Consider the following 13,843-nt stretch of genomic DNA (forward strand, 5'->3'; position numbering starts at 1 on the left):
ATGTTTGTCTAAACTTTTGTAAATTCCTAATTAATTACAAAACGTAAGGAGTCCATTTTTTATCAGATTGTGATGATGCTACTACGTTATCAATAAATGCCATTCCTCTTACTCCATCTTCAACAGAAGGAAAGTCTAACATTTCAGGAGTAGGTGTTTTACCATCTAATTTGCAGTTAAGGGTTAAAGCAAAGTTGCGATAAATATTAGCAAATGCTTCTAAATAACCTTCGGGATGTCCGCCTGGAGTTCTACAATTGTGAGTTGCAAATGAAGATAAATGTGCATAGTTAGATCCAGCTCTTAAAACCTGAGTTGGTTCATATAGCCACTTAACTGTTAAAGTATTGGGATCGTGTTGAAACCATTCAATTCCACCTTTTTCGCCATAGATTCTGATTTTCAAAGCATTTTCTTCTCCGGCAGCTACTTGCGAAGCCATTAAAACTCCTTTTGCTCCATTGTCAAACTTTAGTAATACCGCACCATCATCATCCATTACGCGACCTTCAACGAGGGTGTCCAATTCTGCACATACGTCTGTAATTTTTGCACCGGTAATATATTCGGCTAAATGTGCTGCATGAGTTCCAATGTCACCCATTACTGAACTTTTTCCGGATTTAGTAGGATCCGTTCTCCAAGCTGCTTGCGCATTACCCTCTCTTTCAGAAAGTTTACTCAACCAACCTTGCGGATATTCAACCCAAACTTTTCTAATTTTTCCTAATTTTCCTTCATTAACCATTGCTTTAGCTTGCTTGACCATTGGGTAGCCGGAGTAGGTATGTGTTAAACAAAGAATTAATCCTGTTTCTTCTACTTTTTGCTGCAATAGTTTTGCCTCTTCCAACGAAAAAGTCATTGGTTTTTCAATTACTACATTAAAACCATGATCCAAAGCCATCATCGCAGGAGCAAAATGAGCAAAGTTTGGTGTAACAATAGTAACAAAATCGATTCTTTCGTCAGCAGGCAAAAGCGCTTCAGCTTTAATCATTTCCTCATACGTCAAATACGTTCTTGATGCTGGAAGAAACAAGGCTTTACCAGAGGCTATTGCGGTTTCTGGTTTTATACTTAATGCACCACACTTTAATTCAATTAATCCATCCATATTGGCGGCTAAGCGGTGAATTGCACCAATAAAGGCATCTTGGCCACCACCAACCATTCCCATTCTTAATTTTCTCATACCGATGAACCTAAATATTTCCTTTTTTTAATTCTTTTACTGCGTAATCGCAAGCACGTGCCGTTAAAGCCATAAATGTTAATGATGGATTTTGACAAGCGATGGAAGGCATACAAGACCCATCCGTAACGAATACATTACTCACTTCGTGCATTTGATTCCATTTATTTAAAACTGAATCCTTCGGATCATTACCCATTCTGGCAGTACCCATTTCGTGGATAGCCATTCCAGGATAATAATCATTATCATAGGTTTGTATATTTTTAATTCCTGAAGCTTCCAGCATTTCTGCGGCATCATTCATCATATCTTCCCTCATTTTAGCTTCGTTATCTTTAATTTCGCAGTCAATTGCTAAAACAGGTTGTCCCCATTTATCTTTTTTAGTATGGTCGATATATACTTTATTTTCGTAATACGGTAGCATTTCTCCAAAACCACCTAATCCCATACTCCAAGAATCAGCTGGTAATGACATGGTAGATTTGAAATTTTCACCAAAAGCCAGTTCGGCTACTTCTTTATGCCACGATCCTCTACTGGCACCACCTTGATATCCAAAACCTCTTAAATAATCTCTTTTATCATTTCCTACATTCTGGTATCTTGGAATATAAATACCATTAGCTCTTCTTCCGTACGTGTATTTATCTTCAAAACCTTCAGCTGTTCCTTCTGCACCACAACGGAAATGATGATCCATAAGATTATGGCCTAATTGTCCGCTGGCATTACCCATTCCATTCGGATGCGCTTCTGAAGTTGAATTTAATAAAAGGAATGTTGATCCTAAAGTGGATGCGTTCACAAAAACAATTTTAGCATAAAACTCCATAGTTTCATTTGTTTCTGCATCAATAACCATCACACCTTTTGCTTTTTTAGTATCTTTATCATAAATGATATGATTCACAATAGAGTAGGGTCTCACGGTCAATCTGTTGGTTGCCATCGCAGCCGGTAGAGTAGAAGATTGCGTACTGAAATACGCTCCAAACGGACATCCTCGGCTACACAAATTTCTGTACTGACAGCTGCCGCGACCTTTGTGAGGCACAGTTAAGTTGGCGGTTCTACCAATTGTCAGAATACGTGATTTATTATAATGTTTTTCTAATCTTTCTTTAACTGATTTTTCAACACAATTTAAATCCATTGGAGGCAAAAATTTACCATCCGGTAATAGGGGCCAATTTTCTGCTTGACCACTTATTCCTACGAATTTCTCTACATAATCATACCACCTGGTAAGGTCTTTATATCGAATAGGCCAGTCATTTCCATGACCATCTTTGGCATTATCTTCAAAATTATGGTCACTAAAACGGTAACTTTGACGGCCCCACATTAAAGATTTTCCACCCACATGAAATCCTCTGTACCAATCAAAACGTTTGTCTTCTGTATAGGGACATTCCAAGTCATTCACCCACCATTTTTCGGTAGCTTCATTGTATGGATAATCTCTTGTTTGAACAGGATGGGTTCTTTTTTGTTCTTCGGTAAGCTTGCCTGCGCGTTCAAATTCCCATGGTGCTTTCATGGCCGATTCATAATCTTTGATGTGCTCAATATTCATTCCGCGTTCTAACATCAAAACTTTTAATCCTTTTTCGGTAAGTTCTTTTGCAGCCCAACCACCACTAATTCCAGATCCTACAACAATAGCATCATACGTATTTTCCTCTTTCAAATTGGTATTTATATTCACGGGTATTATTTTTTATTTAATAAAATAGTTTCTAACAGTAGGTTCTAATAAGACTAGTTGGTTGCCCAAGCTTTTTGTCCGGGTTTGTAGTCTGCACTACCATCGTAGCGTCCCGGAACTGGAAGATATTCACGAGCCTGTGTGCAGCCTATTTCTGAAGAATAATACCCTAAAATTGTTAAATCTCTTGCAATCAAAAAGAAAGAAGGTGCTTTATTGGTAGCAATTGCCTCATCCCTTAATGAGGTCAATAGTTTTTGACGTTCTTCAACGGACATTGACAAAAAGTCTTTATTGAATTCTTTAGAACATTTATATTGCATTGCTTTTAATCCTGAGGCAAAAATTTCTTGCATATTTGCAGGATAACAATCTCTAATAATCATTGGAATAAAAGCACCGAGTCCTGCAGCTTTTGCTCCGGGCGAAGATGCTGTTGTCGGGATGATGATATCGGCGAATTCAGCCAAAATCTCTTCATCCGTAGCAGAAAAAGACACCTGATTTTTTTCTTTTTCGGGTAAAGTAAAACTTTCAAACAAAACGCCCATTGTAGTTGCTGAGATTGCGCCTCCCATCAAAAACGCAACGTTTTTAAGTGCTTCTCTTCTATTCATTTGTTAATTATTAAAGTTGTTGATTATTCTTAAATTATTATAACCTTACAATAATAAAGAAAAAAAAAACACCTTAATTTTATTTATGTTAAATTATTGAATAATTCCATATTTTTCAAATTATTAAGGGAAACACTTTAAAAAATTCATAAAAGTGTCGCTGGAATCTAAGATTTTAAATAAAAAATTATATTTCTTAAAGAAAAAAGGAAGAAAAACCGCTCTTAAAAATGAAATTAATATAATATTAGCGAGTATTTTACTATAATATATTGTTGAACATTCGTTAAAATAATTTTCAATGCGTTAAAATGACATTATCGGTTAAAATAAGCATGTAAAGAGTTAGAAATTTTTTTGCTAAATAATTAGTAAAAAAGGCTTCGATGATAAAAAATGAAAAGATAATTAAAAACTTTAATCAATGTTAAAAAATGGAAATATTAAGATTCAATTTAAGTTTATCTTTCAAATAAACCAAGCGTACCACCAACCCAATCTTTGTCCTTGTTGAATTTTACGCCAATCATTTCACCTCGACTCAAACGGACCAAGTTGCAGCATAGAGTAGGAGCGATATCGTCTTTTTTCCAAACACAAAGTACACGTACTTCGGCTTTTACTTTTCCGTCTGGAGATTGCACAATTGGAATGTAATTTACCTTTTTTTGAAGAATATAAAGTTCTTTTTCAACAACGGATTCAATATCTTCCTTGGTTACATGGAAAATAACTCCTGTTCCTGAAAATGAAAAAAGCGGTTTTAGAACATAGTTTTCTAAATCCTGAGGTATTTCTTTTAAGTCACTTAGTAAAGTTGTGTCTATAAAATATTTCCCTTTCAATAAAGGTAAAATAAATTTACTGATTCTAAAAAACCAATTGGGATGACCCGCCCATTCCACATCTAAATCATCTGAGAAACTAAAATTAAGTTGTAAATCGGTTCTCAGATTTAATTCATCAAAAATAACCCGATTATAAATTCTTTTTATAAGAATTTCATCGCCTGCTAAATTTTTATAGAAAAGTTGTTTGCCTTTTTTTATCAACTCCGTCACGCAAACAATTGGGATTCCAATATCTCTTTTGCAGTAATAAAAATCAATTTTGGTGTTTTGTTTTTCGGGTTCAATTTCAAGAAGAATAACATTTTCTTTTGGATGATTGTTGCAAATTGCTTCTTCTAAAATATCCAAATATTTCAGTTGTGTAATGTCAGTTATAAATGGAGTCAGTTCCTTAAGAATCGGATAGTGATTCTTGAACTTTTCATACACATTCAACTGATAATTGTACAAAGAAGGAAATCCTTGCACTTCAATCAGTTTAGGAATAATTTTTCCTTCTTCTTCACAAATGCCAAAATCGATCGCTAGAAAAGTAGAATGGTCGTCCTCATTTGGTACTTTTAAGTTTAATTCTAATGATTTGTTGGTAAGTAACTTAAAGTCTTCTTTTTGAATAAAAGCTACAACTTCATTACAACCTTCAATCAATTGGGACTGCAACTCTTTTGAAATAAAAAAAGGGGTTTCCGCCAACCTGAAAGTAGGTAGGTAATTAAAATCGGAAGCAATATCATCTTTGAATTCCTGATATTTTTTTTCTGTAAATTGAGCATTAAATAACTCCCGATATTTTGAAATCATTTGCAAGGATTGTATTAATTAGAAAGCATTTTTTTTGTTTTCATCAAATCGTTAATTGCTATTCTGAGGAAATTTGGTATTAAGGTTTCATTAGTTCTGTAAATTTTATCATCATCTAATAAATCTTCCAGCATGTTTCTGAATTTCTTTTTCCCTTTCATTTTCTTGATTTTTTCCTTCGCTACTTTGTTTCTCATGTGAGCAACAAAGCTTATCGGATCCGCTTCAGGATGAAATTGAGTACCTACAAAGTAGTCTGTAAATCGAACCGCCATAATCGCGCGTTCGTATTGCACGTGATCCCTAATTTTTTCTAATGAAATAATCTTGGCTCCTTTTTTAGCAAAAACACTAAGTTTTGGTTGTACCACCTGATAATCTCTGGAATCAATAGCATAAAAAGGATCCGCCAAACCTTCAAATAAAGAATCTGTTTGGCCTTCTTTCGTTTTGTGCATGGTCATCACACCAAAAGAAGTATCATTTCTTTTGGTTATTGTGGCCAATCCAAAATGCAAACAAGCCATCTGAAACGAGTGACAAATAAACAAAACATGTTTTTTAACAGCGTTCTCCATATTCCATTTGTTCAAAGAATCAATAAATTCATAATATTTGACATCCCAATCTCCATCTCCAATTAATGGATTTCCTGGTCCTCCGGTTGAAATATAAATGTCGAATTTTTTTATTTCCGGCAAGTGACATTTTCCGCGAACATCAAATATTTCAAAACCGACGACGGGATTAAACCGATTGACAATATCAATAATACATCGCATTCCCTGATTAGGTTCTCCGTTGTACATATCCAAAAGCGCTATTTTTATGATTTTATTCGACATAACTGTTTTTAAAAATAATGCGCAAAGATAATTTATATTTTATAATCCCTTGGTAAATTGACCAGTTATAAAGTCCACCACTTTAGAAAGATCGCCAGTTTCTTCGAAAACAGCCAATTGTTTGTCCGCTCCAGTTCCGTTTTTCAAAATTTCATGAACATAATTAATATCGTCACGACTGCCTAATTCATCCACAACATCATCAATGAAATCAAGCAATTCCAGAATAAGCATTTTAGTCTCAACTTCTTTTTGCATGCCAAAATCAATCATATTATTCTCAATTCCGTAACGTGCTGCCCGGAATTTATTTTCTTTTATCAAAGCCAGTCGATAAACATTAAAACTAGTATTGTTCATATTCAATTTGTAGAGTTTGGCTACAATTGCCTGAATAATGGCAACGATACAAATAGTTTCATCGACGGTCAAGCACATGTCACAAATCCTGAATTCTATTGTGTTATAAAACGGATGCAAGCGTAAATCCCACCAAATTTTCTTTGGATTATCAATGCAATTTGTTTTTATCAAAGTATCTAAATAGTTCTCGTACGAACTTACTGAATCAAAATATTCCGGCAAACCTGTTCTGGGGAACTTATCAAATACTTTGGTTCTAAATGATTTATAACCTGTTTTTCTTCCTTCCCAAAAAGGTGAATTTGTCGAAAGTGCAAAGATGTGAGGGAGAAAATAGGTAGCCTGATTCATCAATTGCAAACCGATTTCACGATTTTCAATTCCTACATGGCAATGCATTCCAAAAATCAAATTAGAACGCGCAGCATCTTGCAGTTCATTAACAATATCGTGGTATCGCGGATCATCAGTTATCGGTTGATCCTGCCATTTTGAAAAAGGATGTGTTCCGGCACCACCAACAATAAGGTTTTGTTTCTCCGCTAATTCAACGATTTTAGAGCGTAAAAACCGAATCTCATTTTTGGCATCATTAACGCTATGACAAATATTAGTTCCTACTTCCACCACAGATTGGTGCATTTCGGCCTTCACCTGCTCGTTTAAAATTATTTTGGCACCATCCACAATTTTTGACAAATGCGACCGTAAATCTCTTGTATCAGGGTCAATTATTTGATATTCTTCTTCAACACCTAGTGTAAAAACTGGTAATTTTTTCATTATTTTATTTTTTTAGGAGCTAATTACTTCGTCAGTTCGCTTCGCTCGTGTCCCGCTTTCCGTTACAATCTTTACAGGCCTTAAAAAGCAGGCCCACAAAGGATTTACACTTTAATCGGGGCTAGGGTATTTTGTAATTTATAAAATTTTATTTCCCAGCAACAGCATCTTTAATAAAAGTTCCCCATGTTAAGTTCATTTTTCCTGATTTTTGCTTTTTTGCGGCAGCAATAGCCATTTTCGAAGCCTCTTCAACCACCCATTCAAAGTTTTCAGCACCAACCGAAGTTAATTCGGCGTCAGGTGCGGGATTTCCAAAATCAATGGCGTAAGGAATACCGTCACGAACGGCAAATTCTACCGTATTAAAATCATATCCCAATCCTTTGCAAAGTCGTAAAGTATAATCTTTTATGGTTGCTAATAATTTTTTATCCACAAGCGGTCCATCGATTACATAGCGTAAATGATGCGGATTTCTTGGTTCATATTGCATTATTCGCACCGCTTTGCAACCCAAACAATAAACTCTGAAATATTCCGTAAAAACAATTTCTTCTTGAAGCATCATCACCAATTGTCCAGTTTCCTGATGCTTTTCCCAGAATTCCTCAATATTTTCCAATCGATACACATTTTTCCAGCCACCTCCAGCATACGGTTTCATGTATGCAGGAAATCCAATATAGTCAAAGATTCCTTCCCAGTCCATTGGATATTTTAGGTTTCGGAATGATTTTCCGGTCGTGTCCGTAGGATGTTCAGCCGAAGGAAGAATTACGGTTTTAGGTAAAGGTACGCCGAGCGTATCTGCCAAGGAGTTATTGAAAAATTTATCATCGGCGCTCCACCAAAACGGATTGTTAATTACATTTGTTCCTGTTAAAGCCGCATTTTTTAAATAGGCACGATAAAAAGGGACATCTTGCGAAATCCGGTCAATAATTATTGCGTATTCTCCGTCTTGATTTTGAACTACTTTATCAATAGCCACTGCCTCAGCAATAATTCCTTTTTCGTTTTTTGAATTGACACGATCAATAAATGCTTGAGGAAAGGTGTCTTCCATTCCAAATAAAATTCCAATTTTTTTCATTTTGATGTGTTTATAATTTTAAAAAAGTTAATTCTTGATAAATAATGCGGGAACATTTCTTTCCAAATCGGCCAGTCGTGTTTTTGTTCCTGACGAATATCTAACCAATGATGAATGTGTCTGTCGCTTAGTACTTTGCTTAATTTTAGATTGGCATCGAAACAAATGTCCCAATTAGAAGTTCCCAAAACAATGTCCATGTTCCATAATTCATAATCATCTAGACCGTATAAATAATCTTCCGGACTGTTGTAAAATACATCGTCGTTGTGAAAACCATCCAAAAAACTCTTAATGTTAAAAGCGCCACTCATAGAAAAAAGATGACTTACATAACCTGGATGACGAAAAGCAAAATTTGCCGCATGATAGCCTCCAAAACTGCAACCAGCAACGGCAACTTTGCCTGAGGGCGTGTTGTTCTTTGCCTTTTCAACAATCTCGTGACAAATCATTTTATCGTATTTTACGTGATTTTCGATACGGTGAACAGGGTGTATATTTTTATTGTAAAAACTATCCTTGTCAATACTATCCGGACAAAATATTTGAATTAAACCTTGCTCAATGTACCATTTTGCAGATTCTATCAAACCCATATCTTTGTTTTCATGGTAACTTCCCATAGAAGTTGGAAATAAGATTACAGGATATCCAGCATGTCCAAAAACCAACATTTCAATATCTCTATTTAAATTTGGGGAATACCAACTGAAATATTCTTCCTTCATAAAATTATTTTTAACAATTATAATGAAAAAAACCATACCGATAGCAGATAAAAATGCGCTTAACTAATATTTATTATAAAAAAGATTAGAATTATTAAATTAGATATAAATGGTAATAATTAGATTAATAAGAAGGTGATTTTTAAATTATAAACAACAAATCAAGTTGTTTTAACATAATGTGTTTTTAAAATCTTAAGTCCTTCTATTCTGCATGACCATTTAATAATCAGTAAAATCAAAATGTTGGAATGGATCAATGAATTTCTGAACAAGGGAAACAAAAAATTTACTGTTTTTTTAGATTTAAAAAAGTTGAACTTGGCTTTTCAATCTTTCTACAAGCATACTCATCATTCTTTTGTTGGTATTGGAGGTGTTTTGTATGTAAATGGCATATTCATCAGAAGTGAATAATCCAATAACCATTCCCTTTAAAACATTTCGAAACTTGATGTCCTTACGGATTACATTTTCTATGACTGATTGTTTTTTATCAAGAGAATGATTGTAAAAATCAGCTTTATTTTTATTTATATAATTGATAAAGGAAGCTACAAATAAATCATTTTGTAGCTTTAAAATTGGTCGAAGTACTTCATTTTGAAATGATTCTTCAGTTGTAGATTGGGTGGTTACGGAACCAATAGTTTGTCCTCTAAATTCTTTTAAAAAAGTATCACGCTCGTTCATATTTTTTTTTCTAAAATTAAAAAAAATACGCATAGCAAAGGTAAAATTTTAGTTTTTTTAAAAGATTTATACATTTCATAACACAAAGTGGAGGGAACGAAGATCAGAGAAAATGAAATTTAAACAACGATTAAACTTTTAATTCATTTTCGGTGGCAGTTTCAAAAATTTCTAAGTCAAAATAACGCACTGATGCGATGATATGATCAAATATATCCGACATGATGTATTCGTAATTTTCAAAACGTTTGTCATGCGAAAAGGCGTAGACTTCAAGCGGAACTCCATGTGAGGTCGATTGCAATTGGCGACAAAGCATCAACATCTCTTGATTTAAGCCGGGATAATTAAATAAATATTCGGTTATGTATTTTCGAAACAAGCCTAAATTGGTCAAATTCCGTCCATTTATAGCAATAGATTTATCAACTTTATTACTGGAGTTATATTCGTCTATTTCTAATTTTCGAGTGTCAATATAATCTGAAATAAGGTGTATTTTTTTTAAATCACTTAATTCTGTTTCTTCCAGAAATCGAATACTGCTAGTTTTAATAAGAATGTGTCTTTTGATCCGTCTCCCATCAGAATTCAACATTCCGCGCCAGTTTTGAAACGAATCGGAACTTAAACTGTAGGTAGGAATAGTGGTCGTAGTGTTGTCGAAATTTCGAACTTTCACTGTTGCCAGATTAATTTCTATTACATCTCCATCGGCACCAAATTTATCCATCGTAATCCAGTCGCCAATTCGAACCATATCATTGATTGAGACTTGAACGCTCGAAACAAAACCTAAAATAGTATCTCTAAAAATCAAGATAATTACCGCAGAAACCGCTCCCAAAATGGTTAACAACTCTTTTTGATTGATATCGAATAATTTGGAAATAATAACCGTAATCCCAACAGTCCATAGCACAATCATTATAACCTGAATGAAACTGTCAATTGGTTTATCGCTATACCTTGGTTTTAGTTTTAAATAATCTCGTAAAGCATTAAAAATGGTTCGGATGATCCATAAAACCAACATTACAATATAAATTCCGACTAATTTTCCAAAAAGGCCTTCCCAATACACGTATTTGTCTAAAATAATTGGTACCGATTTATATATAAACAGCAGCGGAATTAAGTGCGCAATGTACTTGGCAGTTTTGTTTGTTACCAATAAATCATCAAATCTCGTTTTAGTTTTTTGGGCAATAACTGCCATAATGGTGACCAGAATAAGTCTAAAAACAACATAAATCGCGTATGCCAAGACACATAATATAACGATATTGAGCACTAGGCTTAAATAGGAAGCTAAACTGCTTCCTAATCCCCATTTTCGAAATACAGGATAAAGAAAATTGAATATTTTTTCTATGTATTTATACATTTTGTAAATATTTTTTATCTACGTAAAAAGTTCCAAAAGGAACTAAGGAACCCAAACATATAATTCCGAATTTTTTCCAATCCCAATTCTGTTCAAATTTCAGCATTATCGCTAAAATGATATAACTTACAAATAAAATTCCGTGAGCCATTCCTACTGGAAATAATAATGCCTTGTAAAAAGCAACATTTGTAGGTTTCACAACTAACATATTGGTAAATAAAGCCAAATAAGAAACTCCTTCAAGTAGTGCGATAATTTTAAAAATCTTCAGCATAAAAATAAATTTGAGGATAAAAGTAAAAAATTAGGTTAGGATAAAAAGTGCTTCTACTTTTATTTGTGTCAAAATTAGTTATAATCATTGATTTTCGGCGCATTGATTCTAAAAGTAAATTACTTTTGTAATCTTAAACTTTGGTAATGAGCAAACGCGATTTAAAAAAATACTTAGCTGAATTGAATAAAGAGCAACTCGAAGAGCAAATTCTCGAATTGTACGAAAAATTCAGTCCGGTAAAAGTCTATTATAATTTTGTTTTCAATCCAAAAGAAGAAACGCTTTTGCAAGAATGCAAACTCAAAATTTCAAATGAATATTTTCCTTTCAAAAAGGCGGGAAGACGCAGCAAACCTAAAATGAGACGCTCCGTTGCTCAAAAATATATCAAGCATTTTATCCTTTTAGGTGTTGATCCCTTTATAATTGCCGATGTAATGCTTTACAATATCGAAATTGCACAAACCTTTGCATCTGAAAATGTTATAAAACATGATTTGTTTTTCAAAAGTATGTTCAATTCTTTTGAGCAAGCCGTTATTTTCTTAATCACAAACGGAATACTTAATGATTTTAAAACAAGAATAGCAGTCATTCATAACGAAACCATTATGCAAAAATGGTACAACGAACAAGAGTTCAATGCTATTATTGAGCGATTTGAGTACTGAAAGGTTGCATAATTCAATTTTATTTAATCAATCCTATTTTTTTTAATTAAAATTGATAACTAAACTGTTTTTTAGGTGTATTTTTGCAAAAATCCAACAATAAGCAATGTCGCAAAACACTTTAGAAATAGAAATCGAAGACAAAAAAGAACTTTATGCGTACCAAAAAGGCGACATTGACGCCATATTTGAGCGTATAGATAATGCACCTCCACAACACCATTTGTTATACCAATTGCCTACTGGCGGAGGGAAAACAGTAGTTTTTTCAGAAATAGTGCGACGTTACTTATCACAACATGATAAAAAAGTAGTTGTGTTGACACACCGCATTGAGTTGTGTAAGCAAACTTCAAAAATGTTGAAAGGTTTTGATGTGAAAAACAAAATTATCAACAGTAAAGTAAAAGAACTTCCGGACCAAAACGATTATTCTTGTTTTGTTGCAATGGTCGAAACTTTGAAAAACCGTATCAATGACGAAAAATTGCATTTAGATAATGTAGGATTGGTGATTATCGATGAGGCGCATTACAACTCCTTCCGAAAATTATTAAGCTCTTTCAAAAATGCATTCATATTAGGAGTTACAGCAACGCCTTTAAGTTCGAATATCAAGTTGCCAATGCATGAGAGCTACGATGAATTAATCGTAGGAGACACCATTAGTTCGTTGATCGAAAATGGATTTTTAGCAAAAGCAATCACGTACAGCTATGATGTGGGTTTGACCTCATTAAAAGTAGGTATCAATGGGGATTACACCGTAAAATCATCAGATGATTTATATACGAATATGGCCATGCAGGAAAAATTATTGCATGCTTACACGGAGAAATCTTTGGGTAAGAAAACCTTAATTTTCAATAACGGAATCAATACATCCTTATATGTATATGAAACTTTTAGAGAAGCCGGTTATGCGATTCGCCACTTGGATAACACCAGCAATAACGAAGAAAGAAAAGATATTTTACATTGGTTTAAGCATACGCCGGATGCGATTCTGACATCAGTTGGAATTCTTACCACCGGTTTTGATGAGCCTACTGTCGAAACTATCATATTAAATAGAGCGACAAAATCATTGACACTATACTATCAAATGATTGGTCGCGGTTCCAGAAAATTACCTAATAAAGATACTTTTAGCGTTATCGATTTGGGGAATAATGCAGCACGATTTGGATTGTGGAGTGAGCCGGTAAATTGGCAACACATCTTTAAATCACCGGAGTTTTATCTGGAAAATTTACGTGATGACACTGAAATCGAATTGTATTTTAAATACAGCATGCCGCCTGAAATACGAGCTAAATTTAGCAAAACAGAAGTGGTAACTTTTGATATCGATGAAGAACACAAACTCATCATCAAACAAAATTTACGTTCAAAAGAAGTGTTGGAAAAATCATTGGAACAGCACGCTGCCATGTGTGTTGATAATTCTGAAACCTTGCAAGAGGCGAAAGCATTAGGAAAATTGCTAGATGATGATATCGATTGCCGCATCAAGCGCTATTCTAAATGTTTGAGTCAATGCAGTAAAAATTACCGTGAGTGGCTTGTTGACGATTACAAATTAAAACTGGTATTGTTAACTGGTAAAAAATATCGGGAAAAAATCATGAACGAACCGGATGAAGATTAATATTTCTTTTTTAAGGAGCTAATCCCGCTATTCGATGCAATCTTTCTGGTCATGAACTTGTTTCAGAACACTGAAACAAGTTCATGACCAGAAAGGATTTTCACTGCTATCGGGGCTAAAAATTACGTTTACAAAATAACTTTTTTATAAAATTATAAAATCCAA

The 13,843-nt window shown here is 34.0% G+C and carries 13 protein-coding genes; 2 read left to right on the plus strand and 11 right to left on the minus strand.

Annotation, left to right across the window (positions count from 1 at the left end; translation table 11 throughout):
* Positions 1 to 34 precede the first annotated feature (34 nt).
* The 11 genes from ACP7AV_RS06260 to ACP7AV_RS06310 all read right to left on the minus strand — a co-directional run bounded on the left by ACP7AV_RS06260 (position 35) and on the right by ACP7AV_RS06310 (position 11,353).
* The gene (locus ACP7AV_RS06260; protein ID WP_426091197.1) at positions 35 to 1,195 is read right to left on the minus strand and encodes a Gfo/Idh/MocA family protein; all 1,161 of its coding nucleotides are present in this window, start codon (positions 1,193 to 1,195) and stop codon (positions 35 to 37) included.
* A gap of 10 nt (positions 1,196 to 1,205) precedes the next feature.
* Positions 1,206 to 2,909, minus strand: a complete 1,704-nt coding sequence (locus tag ACP7AV_RS06265) for a GMC oxidoreductase (RefSeq protein WP_426091198.1) — start codon at positions 2,907 to 2,909, stop codon at positions 1,206 to 1,208.
* Between the two features lie 53 nt (positions 2,910 to 2,962).
* Positions 2,963 to 3,526, minus strand: a complete 564-nt coding sequence (locus ACP7AV_RS06270) for a gluconate 2-dehydrogenase subunit 3 family protein (protein WP_426063738.1) — start codon at positions 3,524 to 3,526, stop codon at positions 2,963 to 2,965.
* A gap of 461 nt (positions 3,527 to 3,987) precedes the next feature.
* Positions 3,988 to 5,178 (minus strand): hypothetical protein, encoded by a 1,191-nt coding sequence (locus ACP7AV_RS06275; RefSeq protein ID WP_426063739.1) that lies wholly within the window; start codon positions 5,176 to 5,178, stop codon positions 3,988 to 3,990.
* A 14-nt stretch (positions 5,179 to 5,192) separates the two neighbouring features.
* Entirely contained in the window at positions 5,193 to 6,023 is an 831-nt protein-coding gene (locus tag ACP7AV_RS06280; protein WP_426091199.1) for a type 1 glutamine amidotransferase, read from the minus strand.
* Between the two features lie 39 nt (positions 6,024 to 6,062).
* A complete protein-coding gene (locus tag ACP7AV_RS06285) occupies positions 6,063 to 7,169 on the minus strand; it encodes a carboxylate-amine ligase (RefSeq protein WP_426091200.1) in 1,107 nt (368 codons plus the stop codon).
* Positions 7,170 to 7,317: 148 nt separating this feature from the next.
* A complete protein-coding gene (locus tag ACP7AV_RS06290; RefSeq protein WP_426091201.1) occupies positions 7,318 to 8,265 on the minus strand; it encodes an ATP-grasp domain-containing protein in 948 nt (315 codons plus the stop codon).
* A complete protein-coding gene (locus ACP7AV_RS06295) occupies positions 8,262 to 8,996 on the minus strand; it encodes an esterase family protein (RefSeq protein ID WP_426091202.1) in 735 nt (244 codons plus the stop codon). The genes ACP7AV_RS06290 and ACP7AV_RS06295 overlap by 4 nt, the downstream gene beginning before the upstream one ends.
* Before the next feature lie 306 nt (positions 8,997 to 9,302).
* Complete coding sequence (locus ACP7AV_RS06300) at positions 9,303 to 9,689, minus strand: glyoxalase (RefSeq protein ID WP_426091203.1); 387 nt, start codon at positions 9,687 to 9,689, stop codon at positions 9,303 to 9,305.
* Positions 9,690 to 9,819: 130 nt separating this feature from the next.
* Entirely contained in the window at positions 9,820 to 11,076 is a 1,257-nt protein-coding gene (locus ACP7AV_RS06305) for a mechanosensitive ion channel family protein (protein ID WP_426063745.1), read from the minus strand.
* A complete protein-coding gene (locus tag ACP7AV_RS06310) occupies positions 11,069 to 11,353 on the minus strand; it encodes a DUF3817 domain-containing protein (RefSeq protein ID WP_426091204.1) in 285 nt (94 codons plus the stop codon). The genes ACP7AV_RS06305 and ACP7AV_RS06310 overlap by 8 nt, the downstream gene beginning before the upstream one ends.
* 146 nt (positions 11,354 to 11,499) lie before the next feature.
* On the opposite strand from ACP7AV_RS06310, the gene ACP7AV_RS06315 reads away from it, so the two are divergent.
* Together ACP7AV_RS06315 and ACP7AV_RS06320 are read left to right on the plus strand one after the other, a co-directional pair.
* The gene (locus ACP7AV_RS06315; protein ID WP_426091205.1) at positions 11,500 to 12,027 is read left to right on the plus strand and encodes a DUF6155 family protein; all 528 of its coding nucleotides are present in this window, start codon (positions 11,500 to 11,502) and stop codon (positions 12,025 to 12,027) included.
* Between the two features lie 106 nt (positions 12,028 to 12,133).
* Complete coding sequence (locus ACP7AV_RS06320; RefSeq protein WP_091207955.1) at positions 12,134 to 13,678, plus strand: DEAD/DEAH box helicase; 1,545 nt, start codon at positions 12,134 to 12,136, stop codon at positions 13,676 to 13,678.
* Positions 13,679 to 13,843: the final 165 nt, after the last annotated feature.

This window comes from Flavobacterium sp. DSR3-2 (assembly GCF_049896525.1).
Classification (GTDB): domain Bacteria; phylum Bacteroidota; class Bacteroidia; order Flavobacteriales; family Flavobacteriaceae; genus Flavobacterium.

Coding starts and splice junctions, on each gene's coding strand:
- ACP7AV_RS06260 (WP_426091197.1), bottom strand. CDS start 1,195: ATGAGAAAATTAAGAATGGGAATGGTTGGTGGTGGCCAAGATGCCTTT.
- ACP7AV_RS06270 (WP_426063738.1), bottom strand. CDS start 3,526: ATGAATAGAAGAGAAGCACTTAAAAACGTTGCGTTTTTGATGGGAGGC.
- ACP7AV_RS06275 (WP_426063739.1), bottom strand. CDS start 5,178: ATGATTTCAAAATATCGGGAGTTATTTAATGCTCAATTTACAGAAAAA.
- ACP7AV_RS06280 (WP_426091199.1), bottom strand. CDS start 6,023: ATGTCGAATAAAATCATAAAAATAGCGCTTTTGGATATGTACAACGGA.
- ACP7AV_RS06285 (WP_426091200.1), bottom strand. CDS start 7,169: ATGAAAAAATTACCAGTTTTTACACTAGGTGTTGAAGAAGAATATCAA.
- ACP7AV_RS06290 (WP_426091201.1), bottom strand. CDS start 8,265: ATGAAAAAAATTGGAATTTTATTTGGAATGGAAGACACCTTTCCTCAA.
- ACP7AV_RS06295 (WP_426091202.1), bottom strand. CDS start 8,996: ATGAAGGAAGAATATTTCAGTTGGTATTCCCCAAATTTAAATAGAGAT.
- ACP7AV_RS06300 (WP_426091203.1), bottom strand. CDS start 9,689: ATGAACGAGCGTGATACTTTTTTAAAAGAATTTAGAGGACAAACTATT.
- ACP7AV_RS06305 (WP_426063745.1), bottom strand. CDS start 11,076: ATGTATAAATACATAGAAAAAATATTCAATTTTCTTTATCCTGTATTT.
- ACP7AV_RS06310 (WP_426091204.1), bottom strand. CDS start 11,353: ATGCTGAAGATTTTTAAAATTATCGCACTACTTGAAGGAGTTTCTTAT.
- ACP7AV_RS06315 (WP_426091205.1), top strand. CDS start 11,500: ATGAGCAAACGCGATTTAAAAAAATACTTAGCTGAATTGAATAAAGAG.
- ACP7AV_RS06320 (WP_091207955.1), top strand. CDS start 12,134: ATGTCGCAAAACACTTTAGAAATAGAAATCGAAGACAAAAAAGAACTT.